We start from the raw sequence: 17,256 nt of genomic DNA, 5'->3' as shown, positions 1-17,256 counted from the left end.
TTCCCTCATTCATCTGGTGAGCGACAACCCTAGCATAGTAGTTTGGCAGCGAAATTAAGATTAGTGAGAAATATTTCAAAAATGCAGGTTTTGTAACGCCAGTTGTAGGGCAATTGCCCACATCACAGTGCCGACTACCAGATTAATCGCCCGCTGAGTTTTCCCCTGATTAAGCCACGGTGAAAGCAACGCCGCGAGCACTGCCAGACCAAAGAACCACAGTGTGGAAGACAGCACCGCCCCAAGAGCAAACCATGAACGTTCATCGCTGGCGAGACGCCCGCCAAGACTGCCCAGCACCACAAAAGTGTCGAGATACACGTGTGGATTAAGCCAGGTCACCGCCATCATGCTGGCCACAATGCGCCAGCGACTTTGCCCCATCGCCCTGGCTTCTACCTGCTGCGGGTTAGGAGAAAATGCCGTGCGGAATGCACCCCAGCCAAACCACAGCAGGAAAGCCACGCCACCCCAACTGACGATAAATAACAGTGTCGGATAAGTATCGAGCAGCGCGCTACCACCGAAAATACCGGCGCAAATCAGTGCGATATCGCTAATCGCACACAGTCCGGCAATCATCAGATGATACTGGCGGCGAATGCCCTGATTCATCACAAAAGCATTCTGCGGACCGATGGGTAAAATCATCGCCGCGCTGAGCATCATTCCCTGCAAGAAGATCGAAAACATTGTCGATATGTCCTTAAAACATGTGTCATAGGAGGTAATGATGCAAATTGTAAGGCACGGCCATCATTAGAGGAAATTGATATTTCTAATCGAACATTAGCTGAGCTAATTTCACTCAAGGCCTTTTATATTAAAAAAAAGCAAATTTAATATAAATAAATAATTATGTTTACTGATTAAATAACTTAATTAATAGCTAAAAACACGTCTCCAATTTTAATCAAATAAAGACTTTTAATTGAAAATACATTTGATAACTAACGCTACTGGGGTTTAATAATTTCAGTTAGTTAAATTAGGCCTTCTAAAGAGCTGGCAATATAAACTACGTAAGACAAATATGCCGCCCATCAGCATGATTAATTTTTAGGATAAAAAGGAATATTATGAAATAACTAATTAAACTTTCAGCTATAGCCATTACTATCTGTTCTGTATTCTGCGGTGCAAATGCTTTGGCCACCTATAACAGCAAGGCTTTAACTTCATACCCAGATGAAATAGCAGTAACAGATTCTAGCGCGCTGCCCGTTGCCAATGCAGGTAAAGACCAAATTAAACTTAAGACCAACGGTTGGCCCGGTTCAATGAATTTACTTGACGGTAGATTGAGTAAAAACGCTGTCTCCTATCATTGGGAAATCCTTCACAGCACTGTACCTATGGAGCTAGAATCGGGTGGTTAAGGTCCAATAAAAATCGGTCGCTCGATGGAAGGTAAAACTGTTTTTGCAAATGTTGCAGATGGCACGCAAGATCCGAGGGAAGCTCATCAAAATGAGGCTATTTTCGAATTAACTGTCACCAATAAAGACGGCAAAAAAGCCTCTAGCAGAATGAAAATGATCTTTGTTCCAGCCACGGCCAATATCAAAGGCAGCAGAGTAATTGCTCAAGGTGAACCTTTGAATTTGTCATTTGAAAGCAATATTACCGGCAATGTTAAATATATATGGGAGATTTATGCCAAAGATGTGGACTATTCATTAATTCAATACACAAGTAAAACCCCCGATTTTACGTTCGATACTGCGGCTTTACCTCAGGGTGAATATCAACTGATAGGGTATATTAAGAGAGGTGGAGGCAAGGACTTTCTTGATGCTAAAAAAATCGAAAAGCTGACTATTATAAAAAGAAACATTAAATTAATTTGATGGCACAACCAGGCCGAATCAGCTTGTAACTTATAATTAATAAATAATATAGCAAAAAGCAAAACGCCCTGAGCTCAGGGCGTTTTTCGAACATAGCGGACGTTATTCAGCCTTGGCCAGTGCAGCTTCCTTGGCTTTTGTTTCAGCAGCAATAGTTTCAGCGCTGCGGAACAGATGCACGTCCATTTGCGGATAAGGGATGCCGATGCCGTTAGCATCCAGCGCTTCCTTAAACTGCTCAAGCAGGTCCCAGTTAACGTTCTGGCCATCGGCATTCGTTGTCCAGTAGCGCACGACGAAATCCAGGGTTGAGGCGCCCATGGCGTTCATACGGATCACAATGCCCTTATCTTTCAGAATACGCTCATCGGCATTGGCAATATCACCCAGCACTTGTTTAACTTTAGCGATTTCTGCGTCGTAAGAGACACTGACGATAATATCAGTACGTCGAGTCGGCTCACGGGAGGTGTTGATGATGTTACCGGCGATCACTTTACCATTAGGGATAACAATCACCTTGTTATCAGGGCTCAGCAGCGTAGTTGAAAAAATCTGCACGTGAGTTACGGTACCTGCAACTCCGCCAAGATCGACATATTCACCCACGCGGAACTGGCGGAACATCACCAGTAACACACCGGCGGCGAAGTTTGAAAGTGAGCCTTGCAATGCAAGACCTACGGCCAAACCTGCAGCACCAATAACGGCTATCACCGAGGTAGTCTGCACCCCAATTCGCCCTAAAACAGCGATAATGGTAAAGGCAATAATGGCGTAGCGTACCAGCGCCGCCAGGAAATCAGATACCGTCAGGTCAATATTACGCAAGCGCATTACGCGGCTTACCGTGCCGGAGATAAGCTTCGCAGCCAGCAAGCCGATTACCAGAATAAACACTGCGGCAACGATATTGACCGCATAGTGAATCAGCAATTCCTGATTTTTGGCTAACCACAGTCCCGCACTGTGAAGTCCACCCACTACATTTAAATCTTCCATTTAACACACCCTAGCAAGCAATAATAAAACCAGACATTCGCACTCAATCGCAGGACGAATGATGCCTAAGCCCTTAAGGGTACCCAAGATTTAGCCTGACTGCCAATCGGTGTGGCCGTTATGCAGACTTTTTACACGTTGTTAATTGGCTTTTCGCTGACTCGTTGAACCGTTTTGAATGCTTGTAACGGACCGCGTCCGCTGAGGGTGAAAACTGACACCAGCGTAAACGCCAGCGCAATCAAACCAAGGATAAGATAGGTGCCATGGAAGCCCACTTTGCCATACATATCGCCAGCGAATACTGACATAAAGATCATCGCGATTTGCTTGAAGAAACAGAAACACACCAGATAAATGGTGGCCGAGAAACGCACCTCAAACACCGAGGTAATGTATTTGAAACAGCCGACAATCAGGAACGGGATCTCAAACATGTGCAGCGTTTTCAGTAGCACCACTTCTACCGGCGTGCTGGCGAATGAAGAGCCGATGATGCGCACGGACATAATAGTGCCCGCCAGTAACAGCGCATTCTTGCCGCCGATGCGATTAACGATTGCCGGGGCAAAGAACATGATAAACGCATTGAGCAACTCGCCCAGCGTGGTGATGTAACCGAACACACGCGTCCCCTGATCAACATTGCTGAAGAAAGAGGTAAAGAAGTTGGCGAACTGTTGGTCGAATACTTCATAGGTGCAGGAAACACCAACCACATACAAGCCGAGGAACCACAGTTTTTTATCTTTCAGCAGCTCTGCGGCGAGACGCAGACTAAACGGTTTGGAATTGGCACCCAGCTCGTTGGCGACCTTGGCGGTTGAGCCGACTGCCGGTTTGGCGAGCAACAGCAGGATAGCCAAGATAACCGCACAGCCGGACCCCAACCAGAATACAAACTGGTTGTTAATGGTGAACATAATGCCCACCACCGAGGCGCAAATAGCCCAACCGACGCAGCCAAACATTCGCGCGCGCCCAAACTCGAAGCTGCTACGACGGCTGACCTTCTCGATGTAAGCCTCAATTGCCGGTGCGCCGCCGTTGTAGATGAAGCCGAGGTAAATCCCGCCGACTATCGATCCCATTAGAATATTAGTTTTCAGCAGCGGACCGAACACGTAAATAAAGAACGGCGCAAACAGAACCAGCATGCCGGTGATGATCCACAGCAGATGTTTTTTCAGCCCAAGCTTGTCGGACAACAGACCAAACAGCGGCTGGAATACCAGTGAGAAGAACGAAATACAGGCAAAAATAATGCCGGTATCACTCTGATTGATATGATTAATATCATGCAGCCAAATCGGGAAAAACGGAAAATAGGCACCCATGATGAAAAAGTAGAAAAAGAAAAACAGTCCAAAGGTCCAGAAATTAGTATTTTTTAGATAATTCATTGGTCACTCCTCGGCCGAAACGGCAGCCGTATCCCGCGCTGGAATACGGCAACATGCTTACTTACGCACCCAGATAAGCGAATAGCGATATTCGTTGTCCGTCAGTAAAAAGTCCGGGCTCACACTGGGACTCCACGAATCATCGCCGCCGATACCCATACGGAAGGCGTCGATGTTCAGCCAGGTGCCCTGCTCTTCATGCAGCAGATGGCGATGGCTGGTATCCATCAGCTGGCGCAGGCTGTAACGACTGAGGCCGAAGGCAAAATCGCCCTGCAGCTGCCAGTCACCATAATTTAATTCGTGAGTTCCACCGCGCGAACCGTTTTCAGACGGAAAGACGTAAGGCGTATACAGCTGTTCCAGTGGCAACTGCCAGCGGGAGAACTGTGCCGCCAGTTGGCGATCCGGATAATTTTCGTGCGGCCCCAGTCCCAGCCATTCGACCGTTTCTGCTACCTGGCGCAGCTGGCAACTCAGGCCAATACGCGCCGGAGAAGGCAGGCTGCTGGCAACTTGCACCCGCACGTCAATACGCAACTCTCCCAGTGTGCTGATGTGGTAGTTTTTACGGCTAATCAGCACAATGTTCTGCGCATAGGCAAAGGTGTGCTCAGTTTCAATACTGAAGCCATCGACTAATTGATGAGTTTCGAAACGCAGCAACTGGCTTTCGAGTTCATACATCCCGGCCTTTTTCCAACGCTCGACCCAGGCATTAGGATCGATGCGCGTGGCCTCGCTGACGCCGATGTCATTATCCAGCGGCGCGCGAACAAACTGGTCACGCAGCGGAGAAAGCAGCTGCGCCTCTTCGCCATGCCACCACTGTTCGAGCAGTCCGTTTTGCTTGTTGAACTGCCAGCGCTGATCGCCGACGGCAACCGTGAGCTGATTTTCTGTTGTCGCCAGCTTAGGTGCGCTTGAGTTTTGCTTGACGGCAACAGGCAGTGGAAGCGCGCGCGGAAGTGACCATTGATGCCAGGCAGTACGATGCTCCCTGCCAGACCATTGCGTAGCATCCGGCTGATAAATATCAATATTCAGCCATAGTTGACCCGGTGTTTCGACTGCTGGATAGTCACCGAGCTGAATACGCTGGCGGCCCTGCGGCGGGATATCCAGCGGTTGTTCGCCCTGGCAGACTGCCTGACCATTCAGCTCAACCCGCCAGTTCAGGCGCTCGTTATCGCTATGCCGGAACAGATAATCGCTACGCACCTCAACCACCAGCGGTTCAATGCTGACCAGATCGAAATGGAAAAACTGTTGCGCGCGCTGGGCTTCAAACAGTGCCGGATGCGGCGTGCGATCCTGAAAAACCAGGCCGTTCATGCAGAATTGGCGATCGTTGGGCTTGTCGCCAAAATCACCGCCGTAGGCAGAATAACTGACGCCATCGTCACCGACGCGAGTCAGACTCTGGTCAACCCAATCCCAAATAAAACCGCCCTGCAAACGGGGATAATCGCGAAACGCCTGCCAATATTTGTCAAAACTGCCAAGACTGTTACCCATGGCGTGAGCATATTCACAAAGGATCAGCGGACGGGTTTCGTCAGGCATGCCGATCCATTTTTTGATCGACCATTTAGGCACCGCATCAAACGGCTGATCTTGATCGACGCGGGCATACATCGGGCAAATAATGTCGGTGGCCGCCGAGTTGGCCCCCCCGCCCTCATACTGCACCGGGCGAGTCGGGTCGGTAGATTTTATCCAGCTATATAAAGCATCGTGAGTTGAACCATACCCTGACTCGTTCCCCAAAGACCAGATAATGATGCAAGGATGGTTGCGATCGCGCTGCACCATGCGGGTTACTCGTTCGCTGAAGGCATTGAACCACTGTGGATCGTCGGAAAGGCGGTTCATCGGCTGCATGCCGTGAGTTTCAATATTTGCCTCATCAACTACGTAGAGTCCGTAGCGATCGCAAAGTTTGTACCAAAGCGGATGATTCGGATAATGCGAGCAGCGCACGGCATTGAAATTATGCTGCTTCATCAGCAAGATATCTTGCAGCATGGTCGCCTCGTCGATCGCCTGTCCTTTTTCAGGATGATGTTCGTGACGATTGGTGCCGCGAATCAGTAGCGGTTGCCCATTGAGTTTCAGCAGGCCATTAGAGATTTCAACCTGACGAAATCCCACGTCGTAAGCTTCGGCTTCAATCAATCGATTATCGGCATCGAGCAAGGAAATCACCGCTCTATACAGATGCGGCTGTTCGGCGCTCCATAACAGCGGTTTTGCCAACGGCAGACGCAGCGTCACTTTGTCGAAATAGGCGCCCCGTTCGTCAATAGTTTCGCTGCCAAGTTGCTGCGTTTCATCGGCAACCTTCTGATTACCTTGCCAAAGTGTGACTTGAATTTTGTGCGTACTGGCCTGTACAGGCGTGGCGTTCACCACGATTTTGGCTTCCAGCTCGCCGAGTGTGAAATTGGCATGCAAATGAGTATTTAGCTGGATATCACTGAACTGAACCTCTGGCTTATGCAGCAGGCTGACATCGCGGAAGATGCCGCTCATCCGCCACATGTCCTGGTCTTCGAGGTAGCTGCCGTCGCTCCAGCGCAGCACCATCACCGCAAGGCGGTTATTGCCTGCCTGCAAATAATCGCTGAGGTCAAACTCGGCCGGCAGTCGGCTGTCCTGTGAATATCCGACCCACTCGCCGTTGCACCACAAATAGAACGCAGAATTAACGCCGTCGAAGATAATTCTTGTCTGACCCTGTTTGCGCCAATCCTCTTGAACTTCAAATGTGAGCGAATAACATCCCGTGGGGTTTTCATGGGGTACAAACGGCGGATTTACCGGAATAGGATACTGTACGTTGGTATAAATTGGCGCATCATAGCCCGCCAGCTGCCAGTTGGCAGGAACCTGAATGGTGTCCGACGCGGGCAGATCCTCACTTAGCCACGAAACAGGGACCCTCTCCGGGCTGGTGAAATAACTAAAGGCCCATTCGCCATTTAACAGGTGACGGCTGACGGAATCACGATCTTCTTTAGCTTCTTCAACGCTGCGCCAGCTCTGAAAAGGAGGATGCGCCGCCAGGCGATTAACCTGGGTGCAAACCGGATTCTCCCAATCTCTACGCGCCAGTACCTCGATTAACGGTTTTTTTACCTGATCATTATTACGCTTCATAAATCCACCCAAAAAATGTTATGCGCTCACATTAATGAGTCAAACATGGGGCGATATGAAAATTAAGTAAAGAAAGCAGCGTTCAGAAGGCGACGAGGATCACAAAATCCCCGCCAGATGCGCACGGAAAGGCTTAAAGCTGTTCCAGCTGACGAGCGATTCGTTTGAGCTCTAACGCCAGTGACTTGGCGGAATCGGTCCGCTCACCCGGCGGCGAGGTGGTCTGACGTTCCATCAAAGTGGTATTAAGCAGCAGTGATCCCGGATTGGCCTGCGATGGATTTTCCAGCATCTGCACCAGACGAGTTACACTTTCGCGACCGCTCAGGCGAAAGTCTTGCGCGATAGTAGTTAAAGGAGGTTGAAAATAGGCGCTGTCTTCGGTGTCATCATAGCCAACCACCGAAAGATGCTGCGGTACCGCAATGCCGCACTGATGCGCAGCTCGAAGCACGCCGAGAGCCATCTGATCGTTAGCGACCAGAATCGCCGTCGGCCGCTGCGGCTGGTTAAGCAGAGTCAGAGCCAACTGATAGCCAGAAGCCGAGCTCCAGTCACCGTGCAGCACATTAAAAGGTGTAAGCTGCTGTTCGACCAGTCCGCCAAGCCAGCCCTGATAGCGCAGGCGGGCAGATACTGACTCCAACGGGCCGGTCAACAGGGCAATGTCACGATGGCCCAGCGCCAGCAGATGGTTCAGCCCCTGTCGCGCACCTTCGCTTGGATCAAACAGAATACTCAGCAGATCAGCCTGTGGATCAACATCGAGAAACAGCACTGGCAGATTACCGCAGCACTGCTTCACTTCAAGGGCGTTAGCGGTTTCCAGCGGCACGTTGATCAGAATGCCGTCAACGCGCTGGGCAATCAGTTCGTTTACCGCCGCGCGGCAGGACTGCAACTGCAAATCTTCGACCATCGATATCACCACGTGATAACCGAGCTGGCTGGCCCGGGTTTTAATCGCCGAAGCCCCCTGGGAAGGCGCATTAAGGGCCAGATTAGTACTCGCCAGCCCGAGGGTAAAACTCTGCTTTCCTGCCAGCTGCTGCGCCATGCGGTTCGGCACATAGTTCAGCTCATTCATTGCGGCTTCAACCCGGATGCGCGTTTTCTCAGCCACCTGAGCCGCCTGATTCAGCACGCGCGAAACCGTCTGATAAGAAACACCAGCGTGGCGGGCGACATCCTCGAGCGTAACTGACCTTGGCTTATTCAACGGCGATTTCCTGTCTGGGTTGATAAAAGACAATGGGTCGAGGCGATGTATCCATGCCCCTGACAATGAATTAATGATAACAGATTTCACCGCTGTTCGAAGAGCAGGCGCAGGCAACCCGATGCGTCGCACTAATTTGGTTCAACATTGGTCACTTTCAGAGAGTTTACTGCTCAAATCATGCACCGAATGCCATTTAAAAGCGTAAATCACAGCCTGAGGGGATTATTTACGCATATCCTGCGCATAGCCCTTAAAAATATTTATATAAACATTTCAATATGTTATGAAAATTAAAGTTTTGTGCGTCATGCAATGGCCTGAGAATTGCTTTATCCGCTGCCAATAACAGTTTCTAATTTTGGGGAAAATTAATGGATAAGTTGCAGAAGGATGGTCAGCTGAAAAGAGGGTTAAAAAACCGCCATATACAGCTGATCGCTTTGGGTGGTGCTATCGGCACTGGTCTGTTCCTTGGTATCGCTCAGACGATAAAAATGGCCGGACCCTCAGTACTTTTGGGCTATGCGATTGCAGGGATTATCGCCTTCTTTATCATGCGTCAGCTCGGTGAAATGGTAGTTCAAGAGCCAGTAGCCGGATCGTTCAGCCATTTCGCCAACAAATATTGGGGCAGCCTGGCGGGCTTTATGTCTGGCTGGAACTATTGGGTGCTGTATGTGCTGGTCAGCATGGCGGAACTCACCGCAGTGGGCATTTATGTTCAGTATTGGTGGCCTGAGATCCCGACCTGGGTCTCGGCGGCGGTATTCTTTATCGCGATTAATGTCATCAACATGAGCAGCGTGAAAATTTACGGTGAAGTGGAATTCTGGTTTTCGATCATCAAAGTGGCGGCAATTGTCGGCATGATCGGTTTTGGTGCCTGGCTGTTGGCCAGCGGTCACGGCGGCCCGGAAGCCAGCGTGGCAAACCTGTGGCAATTCGGCGGCTTCTTCCCTCACGGCGTTAAAGGTCTGGTGATGGCGATGGCGGTGATCATGTTCTCGTTCGGCGGCCTGGAACTTATCGGCATCACCGCCGCCGAGGCCGACAATCCGCAGAAAAGCATTCCGAAAGCCACCAATCAGGTGATTTATCGCATTTTACTGTTTTACGTCGGCGCGCTGGCAGTGCTGCTTTCACTCTATCCATGGCAGAAAGTAGTCACCGGCGGCAGCCCATTTGTTCTGATTTTCCATGCGCTTGACAGCAATCTGGTGGCCACTCTGCTCAACGCCGTAGTACTTTCTGCCGCGCTTTCTGTTTATAACAGCTGCGTGTTTAGCAACAGCCGCATGTTGTTTGGTCTAGCTAAACAAGGCAATGCCCCTGCCGCCTTGCTCAAGGTTAACGGTCGCGGTATTCCATTCAATGCGTTGAGCGTTTCGGCAATCACCACCGCGCTATGCGTGCTGCTTAACTATTTGATGCCGGGTCAGGTATTTGAAGTACTGATGTCTCTGGTCGTGGCTGCGCTGGTGATTAACTGGGCGATGATCAGCATTACTCATCTGAAATTCCGTCGCGCGCTGCATATCGCAAAACAGAAAACCAGTTTCCAGAGCCTGGGTTATCCGCTGACTAACTTGCTCTGCCTGCTGTTCCTGGCCGCGATTCTGATCATTATGTATATGACGCCGGGCATGCAGATCTCAGTCTGGCTAATTCCTGTCTGGCTGCTGGTGCTGCTGGTCGGCTATCAGTTCAAGAAAAAGAAAAATACCACTGCGGCGATAAAAGTTGCCTAAAAAATCAATAACCTTGAAACAGGGCTAAAAATGAAAAAGTTATTACCTTGGGTATTGCTGGTCGCCGCCGGGAGCGCCAGTGCAGAATCACATCTTCAAACTGTTATGAAACAAGGCACCTTAAACGTCTGTACCACCGGCGATTACAAGCCTTACACGTTTCTAAAACCTGATGGCAGCTATGAAGGTATAGATGTATCAATGGCCGAGTCATTGGCAAAAAGTCTGGGCGTGAAAGTTAATTTCGTGAAATCCACCTGGAAAACGCTGACACCGGACCTGGTTGCGGGCAAATGCGATATCGCGATGGGCGGCATTTCAGTTACGCTGGCGCGTCAGCAACAGGTGTTCTTTGCCGAAAGAATGGATGTTGATGGAAAAATCCCGTTGGTACGTTGTACTGACGTGAAAAAATATCAAACCCTCGCGCAAATTAATAAGCCAACGGTACGCTTGATTGAACCGGCAGGCGGCACCAATGAGGTGTTTGCACACGCCTTTTTGCCTGAAAGCAACCTAACGTTGTCGCACGATAATGCAGGCATCTTCCAACAACTGGTTGATAAAAGAGCCGATGTGATGATAACCGAGGCTTCCGAAGCGCTTTACCAGAAAAAATCGCACCCGTCCCTGTGTGCGGTAAATCCTGACAAGCCGATGCAGTATGGCGAGAAATCTTACATGCTGCCCACTGACGATATCAGCTGGAAGCTTTATGTTGACCAATGGCTACATCTTGCGCGGGCCACTGGCGAATATCAGAAAATTGTCGCAGGCTGGATGTAATCCGTTTCCGCAGATTTCAGACATAAAAAAGGGGCCGCCTGGCCCCTTTCGTCTGTTTGCACCAAAATGCGCAATTACAGAGTGTTAACGTCGTTCAGCTCTTCGAAAGCCTGTTCCAGACGAGTCACCATAGAGGACTGTGCAGAACGCAGCCATACGCGTGGATCGTAGAATTTCTTGTTCGGCTTGTCTGCGCCTTCCGGGTTACCCAGTTGCGCCTGCAGGTAAGCTTCGTTCTTTTTGTAGAACTGAAGGATACCGTCCCAGTTAGCCCACTGAGTGTCAGTATCGATGTTCATTTTGATAACACCGTAGCTTATAGATTCTTTGATTTCGGCAGCTGAAGAACCTGAACCACCGTGGAACACGAAGTCCAGGGAGTTGTGCGGCAGGTTGTGTTTCTTGCTGACGTAATCCTGAGAATCACGCAGGATAGTTGGGGTCAGTTTAACGTTACCTGGCTTGTAAACGCCGTGAACGTTACCGAATGAAGCCGCGATAGTGAAGCGTGGGCTGATTGCATTCAGTTTTTCGTAAGCGTAATCAACGTCTTCTGGCTGAGTGTACAGCGCAGATGCGTCCATGTGGCTGTTATCAACGCCGTCTTCTTCACCGCCAGTGCAACCCAGTTCGATTTCCAGCGTCATGTCGATCTTGGCCATACGCGCCAGATACTTGCTGCAAATCTCGATGTTTTCTTCCAGCGGCTCTTCTGACAGGTCGATCATGTGAGATGAGAACAGTGGCTTACCGGTAGCTTTAAAGTGTTTTTCACCTTCGTCCAGCAGACCGTCAATCCAAGGCAGCAGTTTCTTCGCACAGTGGTCAGTATGCAGGATAACCGGCACGCCATAGTGTTCAGCCATCAGGTGAACGTGACGCGCACCTGAGATAGCGCCCAGAATCGCGCCGCCCTGTGGAACGTCAGTTTTCAAACCTTTGCCCGCGATAAATGCAGCGCCGCCGTTAGAGAACTGAATAATGATAGGACCTTTGACTTTCGCAGCGGCTTCGAGAGCGGCGTTGATAGAGTCGGTGCCTACGCAGTTAACTGCAGGGAGAGCAAACGCATTTTCTTTAGCTACTGCGAATACTTTCTGAACGTCATCACCAGTGATAACACCAGGTTTTACGAAATCAAAAATTTTAGACATATTACGTTGTCCTGTATCGTCGGTCGTAGATGGATTGAATCGGATTACAAAAATTAGCGTGGGCAGACAAGCAAACTCATCCGCCCTGTATTATTACTTTTTAGCACGCTCTTCCAGCATCACAACGGCTGGCAGCTCTTTTCCTTCAACGAACTCGAGGAATGCGCCACCACCGGTAGAGATGTAGGAGATTTTGTCAGCAATACCGAACAGGTCGATTGCTGCCAGAGTGTCGCCGCCGCCTGCGATGGAGAATGCGTCGCTATCGGCAATGGCGTGCGCCACGATTTCGGTTCCTTTACGGAAGTTAGGGAACTCGAACACGCCAACCGGGCCATTCCACAGAATGGTTTTGGCGTTTTTCAGGATCTCGGCCAGACGCTGTGCAGACACGTCGCCCATATCCAGAATTTGCTCTTCGTCTTTGATATCGCTGGTTGATTTCAGCGTTGCGGTTGCGGTCTCGGAGAATTCGGTCGCTACGCGCACATCAGTTGGAACCGGAATATCGCAGGTTTCCAGCAATTTTTTGGCAGTGCCTACCAGGTCAGCTTCATACAGTGATTTACCCACGTTATGACCCTGAGCGGCCACGAAGGTGTTGGCAATACCACCACCGACGATCAGCTGGTCAGCAATTTTGGACAGCGCGTCAAGCACGGTCAGTTTGGTAGAAACTTTTGAACCACCAACAATTGCAACCATTGGACGAGCCGGGTTACCCAGCGCTTTGCCCAGTGCTTCAAGCTCTGCAGACAGCAGCGGGCCTGCACAGGCGATTGGAGCAAACTTGCCCACGCCGTGAGTCGAGGCCTGTGCGCGGTGCGCGGTGCCGAAAGCGTCCATCACGTAAACGTCGCAGAGGGCAGCATATTTTTTAGACAGCGCTTCGTCGTCTTTCTTTTCGCCTTTGTTAAAGCGAACGTTTTCCAGAACAACCAACTCGCCTTCAGCAATATCAACGCCGTCGAGGTAATCTTTAGCCAGACGAACTTTTGAACCGAGCTTGTCTTTCAGGTAGTTAACAACCGGCAGCAGCGAAAACTCTTCGTTGTACTCGCCTTCGGTAGGACGACCCAGATGCGAGGTCACCATCACGCGCGCACCCTGCTTCAGGGCCGTTTCGATGGTTGGCAAAGAGGCACGAATACGTGCATCAGACGTCACTTTACCGTCTTTAACCGGCACGTTCAGATCCGCACGGATCAGTACACGCTTACCTGCTAAATCCAGGCTGCTCATCTTAATTACAGACATGGTGAATCCTCTCGTTGATTCTTTTAAAGTTGCTGAGGGCGTAACCAGCCGTGGCTGATTTGCCTTACTAGAAACCGCTTGCGGACATGGCCAACGTGGTATCCAACATCCTATTGGCAAAGCCCCACTCATTGTCGCACCAGACCAGAGTTTTGATCAGGCGCTGTCCACTGACCCGCGTCTGGGTGCCATCGACGATGGCGCTGTGCGGGTCATGGTTAAAATCAGTAGAAACTAATGGTAGTTCGGTATAGTCAACAATACCACGAAAAGCACCGTTCGATGCCTTTTGCAGCAGCTGGTTAACCTGCTCAACGTCTACTTTTTTGGAAACAAAAACGCTTAAATCGATAGCAGTTACGTTGATGGTTGGCACACGCACCGAGATCGCTTCAAAGCGGTCACAGAACTTCGGCATAATGCGTGTGATGCCGGCAGACAGCTTGGTATCAACGGGAATAATTGACTGGCTGGCTGCGCGTGTACGGCGTAAATCCGGATGATAAGCATCGATTACCGGCTGGTCATGCATCGCAGAGTGGATGGTGGTGACCGTGCCAAATTCGATGTCGAACGCGTCGTCCAGAAGTTTGATAATCGGAATAATACAGTTGGTGGTGCAGGAAGCGTTGGAGACGATGCGGTGCTCGCGTTTGAGTAGATGGTCATTCACACCATAAACTACGGTGGCGTCCAAATCGTGCCCGCCGGGATGAGCGAAGAGGATCTTCTTTGCTCCGGCGGCAAGTTGGGCTTCACCATCTTCACGACTGCCGAAAACGCCGGTGCAGTCGAGCACCACGTCAATGCTCAGCTCACCCCAAGGTAACAGGCTGGCATCGGGCTGGTGCAGCAAACGGATGGTGTCATCGCCGACTGAAAGCACATCGCCTTCCTGCCGCACGTCCCAGGCGAAGCGGCCATGGCTGGAGTCATACTTCAACAGGTGCGCCATCCCTTCGGGGCTGGCCAGCTCATTGATTGCCACGACGCTGATTTCTGCACGGCGACCAGATTCGTATAAAGCGCGCAATACGCTACGGCCAATGCGACCAAAGCCATTAATTGCGATACGTATTGGCATACTTCTCCCTGTTACACGGTTGTTACCTAATTACGATAACCCTATAGTAATGCAGTGCGCCTTTGCGGTGAATCATCATTGCACCTTATTGGATGCAATTCGGAACTCAACACCCCTTCCAATCTGAACACGTTAACAACCAGCATCGGACGTTCACTAAAATAGCCACAACTGAAACGGTTCAGCTGAGCATAAACCAAACTATAGACAAAGGAAATATTTCGCTGCAATTTGGAGCACTGCCCTTTGCGTTCGCTGAAAAAATCAACAACCCACGCGCTTTTTCCGTTAACAAGATGGCTATTCTATTAAAAAAGAGATTTAAAGGGATTGATGCAAGTCAGGGCACGGGTTTTTTATTCGAATTTAAAACCCAATTTTCAGGCAAAAAAAAGCCCCGATTTTCATCGAGGCTTTTATCACCACGGCGCGTTCAAAGCGCTGTGGCGAGAGTTGATTTTACTTCAACAGTGACTGTGCTTTGGCAACGACGTTATCCACGGTGAAGCCGAACTCTTTGAACAGCAGCTCTGCCGGAGCAGACTCACCGAAGGTGGTCATGCCGACGATAGCACCGTTCAGACCCACGTATTTGTACCAGTAGTCTGCAATGCCGGCTTCCACGGCAACGCGTGCGGAAACCGCTTTCGGCAGCACGGATTCGCGGTAGGCCGCATCCTGCTTGTCGAAGGCGTCGGTCGATGGCAGTGAAACCACCCGCACCTTGGTGCCCGCTGCGGCCAGCTTGTCGGCGGCTTCTACGGTGATGCCGACTTCTGAACCGGTGGCGATCAGAATAACCTCCGGCGTGCCTTCACAGTCTTTAAGAATGTAACCGCCGCGCGCCACGTTGGCCAACTGCTCGGCGGTACGCGGTTGCTGGGTTAGATTCTGACGGGAGAAGATAAGCGTGGTCGGGCCGTCGTTGCGCTCGATAGCGTATTTCCACGCCACCGCAGACTCAACCTGGTCAGCCGGACGCCACAGGCTCATGTTCGGGGTCACGCGCAGGCTGGCCAACTGCTCGACCGGCTGGTGCGTCGGGCCGTCTTCGCCCAGACCAATGGAGTCGTGGGTGTACACGAACACGTTGCGGATTTTCATCAGCGCGGCCATGCGTACTGCGTTGCGCGCATATTCCACGAACATCAGGAAAGTTGCGGAATACGGCAGGAAACCGCCGTGCAGCGCGATACCGTTGGTTATCGCGGTCATGCCGAATTCGCGCACGCCGTAGTGAATGTAGTTACCGGCATTGTCGTCGCCGATGGACTTCGAGCCGGACCACATGGTCAGGTTGCTCGGTGCCAGGTCAGCGGAGCCGCCCAGGAATTCCGGCAGGATTTTACCAAACGCTTCCAGCGTATTTTGCGACGCTTTACGGCTGGCGATGTTTGCTGGTTTGGCCTGCAAACCTTCGATGAATTTCTGCGCCTCGGTTTCCCAGTTCAGCGGCAGCTCGCCGTTGACGCGACGATCAAACTCTTTGGCCAGCTCTGGGTGAGCCTTGGCATAGGCCGCGAACTTGTCGTTCCAGGCGGCTTCTTTCGCTTTACCGGCCTCTTTGGCATCCCACTGCGCGTAGATATCTTGCGGGATTTCAAACGGCGGATAGTTCCAGCCAATCGCTTTACGCGTTGCGGCCACTTCGTCCGCGCCCAGCGCTGCGCCGTGCACTTCGTGAGTACCGGCCTTGTTTGGCGAACCGAAACCGATGATCGTTTTGCACAGGATCAGGGTCGGCTTGTCGGTCACCTTGTGGGATTCTTCGATGGCGGCTTTGATAGCGTCAGGGTTGTGGCCGTCTACGTGGCGGATAACGTGCCAGTTGTAGGCTTCGAAACGTGCCGCGGTGTCATCGGTGAACCAGCCTTCTACGTGGCCGTCGATGGAGATGCCGTTGTCGTCATAAAACGCGGTCAATTTGCCGAGTTTCATGGTACCGGCCAGCGAGCAAACCTCGTGGGAGATGCCTTCCATCATACAGCCGTCGCCCATAAAGGCGTAGGTGTGGTGGTTAACGATGTCGTGACCTTCGCGGTTGAACTGCGCGGCCAGCGTGCGTTCGGCAATCGCGAAGCCGACGGCGTTGGCGATCCCCTGACCCAGCGGGCCGGTGGTGGTTTCAACGCCAGCGGTGTAGCCGTACTCCGGGTGACCCGGAGTTTTTGAGTGCAGCTGACGGAAGTTTTCCAGCTCGGTGATTGGCAAATCGTAGCCGGTGAGGTGCAGCAGGCTGTAAATCAGCATCGAGCCGTGACCGTTTGACAGCACGAAGCGGTCGCGGTCAGCCCAGTGCGGGTTGGTCGGGTTGTGGTTCATATAATCGCGCCACAGGACTTCGGCGATGTCGGCCATGCCCATTGGGGCACCGGGGTGGCCGGAATTTGCTTTCTGCACGGCGTCCATGCTGAGTGCGCGGATAGCGTTCGCAAGCTCTTTACGAGAGGACATGTTCTACTCCAGGTCGGATTAAAAAAGCAGTCGAAAAAATCATTTTCTCAAACTACGGATTAAAACAGCAATCTCTATTACGGCAGGAACACACTTCAGGAAGCGAGCGCTGGGGGTATAGAGTTTTTAGTCTT

At 51.1% G+C, this 17,256-nt stretch carries 13 protein-coding genes; 4 read left to right on the top strand and 9 right to left on the bottom strand.

Annotated elements, in window-relative coordinates; genetic code table 11:
• Positions 1-75 precede the first annotated feature (75 nt).
• The gene (gene argO / locus AB3G37_RS03805; RefSeq protein WP_009637907.1) at positions 76-693 is read right to left on the bottom strand and encodes an arginine exporter ArgO; all 618 of its coding nucleotides are present in this window, start codon (positions 691-693) and stop codon (positions 76-78) included.
• A gap of 455 nt (positions 694-1,148) precedes the next feature.
• Here argO and AB3G37_RS03800 point away from each other — a divergent pair, with 455 nt between their 5' ends.
• Together AB3G37_RS03800 and AB3G37_RS03795 are read left to right on the top strand one after the other, a co-directional pair.
• Positions 1,149-1,379, top strand: coding sequence for a hypothetical protein (locus AB3G37_RS03800; RefSeq protein ID WP_369789753.1), 231 nt, complete (start codon positions 1,149-1,151; stop codon positions 1,377-1,379).
• Positions 1,380-1,403: 24 nt separating this feature from the next.
• On the top strand, positions 1,404-1,850 hold the full coding sequence (locus AB3G37_RS03795; protein WP_369789752.1) for a hypothetical protein: 447 nt from the start codon (positions 1,404-1,406) through the stop codon (positions 1,848-1,850).
• Positions 1,851-1,952: 102 nt separating this feature from the next.
• Here AB3G37_RS03795 and mscS read toward each other — a convergent pair whose 3' ends face one another.
• The 4 genes from mscS to AB3G37_RS03775 form a co-directional block, all read right to left on the bottom strand.
• Positions 1,953-2,852: a small-conductance mechanosensitive channel MscS gene (mscS, locus tag AB3G37_RS03790; protein ID WP_369789751.1), complete on the bottom strand. Its 900-nt coding sequence runs from the start codon at positions 2,850-2,852 to the stop codon at positions 1,953-1,955.
• Between the two features lie 131 nt (positions 2,853-2,983).
• Positions 2,984-4,255, bottom strand: coding sequence for an MFS transporter (locus AB3G37_RS03785; RefSeq protein WP_369789750.1), 1,272 nt, complete (start codon positions 4,253-4,255; stop codon positions 2,984-2,986).
• A 57-nt stretch (positions 4,256-4,312) separates the two neighbouring features.
• Positions 4,313-7,417 (bottom strand): beta-galactosidase, encoded by a 3,105-nt coding sequence (locus tag AB3G37_RS03780; protein ID WP_369789749.1) that lies wholly within the window; start codon positions 7,415-7,417, stop codon positions 4,313-4,315.
• 133 nt (positions 7,418-7,550) lie between these two features.
• Positions 7,551-8,636, bottom strand: a complete 1,086-nt coding sequence (locus tag AB3G37_RS03775; RefSeq protein WP_369789748.1) for a LacI family DNA-binding transcriptional regulator — start codon at positions 8,634-8,636, stop codon at positions 7,551-7,553.
• Positions 8,637-9,010: 374 nt separating this feature from the next.
• On the opposite strand from AB3G37_RS03775, the gene AB3G37_RS03770 reads away from it, so the two are divergent.
• Positions 9,011-10,387: an amino acid permease gene (locus AB3G37_RS03770; RefSeq protein WP_369789747.1), complete on the top strand. Its 1,377-nt coding sequence runs from the start codon at positions 9,011-9,013 to the stop codon at positions 10,385-10,387.
• 30 nt (positions 10,388-10,417) lie between these two features.
• The gene (locus AB3G37_RS03765; protein ID WP_369789746.1) at positions 10,418-11,173 is read left to right on the top strand and encodes a transporter substrate-binding domain-containing protein; all 756 of its coding nucleotides are present in this window, start codon (positions 10,418-10,420) and stop codon (positions 11,171-11,173) included.
• Between the two features lie 74 nt (positions 11,174-11,247).
• Here the strand turns inward: AB3G37_RS03765 and fbaA are convergent, their stop codons facing one another.
• The 4 genes from fbaA to tkt form a co-directional block, all read right to left on the bottom strand.
• The gene (gene fbaA / locus AB3G37_RS03760; protein ID WP_009637899.1) at positions 11,248-12,327 is read right to left on the bottom strand and encodes a class II fructose-bisphosphate aldolase; all 1,080 of its coding nucleotides are present in this window, start codon (positions 12,325-12,327) and stop codon (positions 11,248-11,250) included.
• Positions 12,328-12,420: 93 nt separating this feature from the next.
• Positions 12,421-13,584: a phosphoglycerate kinase gene (pgk, locus tag AB3G37_RS03755; RefSeq protein ID WP_009637898.1), complete on the bottom strand. Its 1,164-nt coding sequence runs from the start codon at positions 13,582-13,584 to the stop codon at positions 12,421-12,423.
• Between the two features lie 67 nt (positions 13,585-13,651).
• A complete protein-coding gene (gene epd / locus AB3G37_RS03750) occupies positions 13,652-14,668 on the bottom strand; it encodes an erythrose-4-phosphate dehydrogenase (RefSeq protein WP_369789745.1) in 1,017 nt (338 codons plus the stop codon).
• Positions 14,669-15,127: 459 nt separating this feature from the next.
• Positions 15,128-17,122 (bottom strand): transketolase, encoded by a 1,995-nt coding sequence (gene tkt / locus AB3G37_RS03745; RefSeq protein WP_369789744.1) that lies wholly within the window; start codon positions 17,120-17,122, stop codon positions 15,128-15,130.
• Between the last annotated feature and the right edge of the window lie 134 nt (positions 17,123-17,256).

The organism is Rouxiella sp. WC2420 (assembly GCF_041200025.1).
GTDB lineage: Bacteria > Pseudomonadota > Gammaproteobacteria > Enterobacterales > Enterobacteriaceae > Rouxiella.
This window is presented reverse-complemented; position numbering and strand designations above follow the sequence as displayed.

Coding starts and splice junctions, on each gene's coding strand:
- epd (WP_369789745.1), bottom strand. CDS start 14,668: ATGCCAATACGTATCGCAATTAATGGCTTTGGTCGCATTGGCCGTAGC.
- AB3G37_RS03795 (WP_369789752.1), top strand. CDS start 1,404: ATGGAAGGTAAAACTGTTTTTGCAAATGTTGCAGATGGCACGCAAGAT.
- AB3G37_RS03765 (WP_369789746.1), top strand. CDS start 10,418: ATGAAAAAGTTATTACCTTGGGTATTGCTGGTCGCCGCCGGGAGCGCC.
- tkt (WP_369789744.1), bottom strand. CDS start 17,122: ATGTCCTCTCGTAAAGAGCTTGCGAACGCTATCCGCGCACTCAGCATG.
- fbaA (WP_009637899.1), bottom strand. CDS start 12,327: ATGTCTAAAATTTTTGATTTCGTAAAACCTGGTGTTATCACTGGTGAT.
- AB3G37_RS03770 (WP_369789747.1), top strand. CDS start 9,011: ATGGATAAGTTGCAGAAGGATGGTCAGCTGAAAAGAGGGTTAAAAAAC.
- pgk (WP_009637898.1), bottom strand. CDS start 13,584: ATGTCTGTAATTAAGATGAGCAGCCTGGATTTAGCAGGTAAGCGTGTA.
- argO (WP_009637907.1), bottom strand. CDS start 693: ATGTTTTCGATCTTCTTGCAGGGAATGATGCTCAGCGCGGCGATGATT.
- mscS (WP_369789751.1), bottom strand. CDS start 2,852: ATGGAAGATTTAAATGTAGTGGGTGGACTTCACAGTGCGGGACTGTGG.
- AB3G37_RS03785 (WP_369789750.1), bottom strand. CDS start 4,255: ATGAATTATCTAAAAAATACTAATTTCTGGACCTTTGGACTGTTTTTC.
- AB3G37_RS03780 (WP_369789749.1), bottom strand. CDS start 7,417: ATGAAGCGTAATAATGATCAGGTAAAAAAACCGTTAATCGAGGTACTG.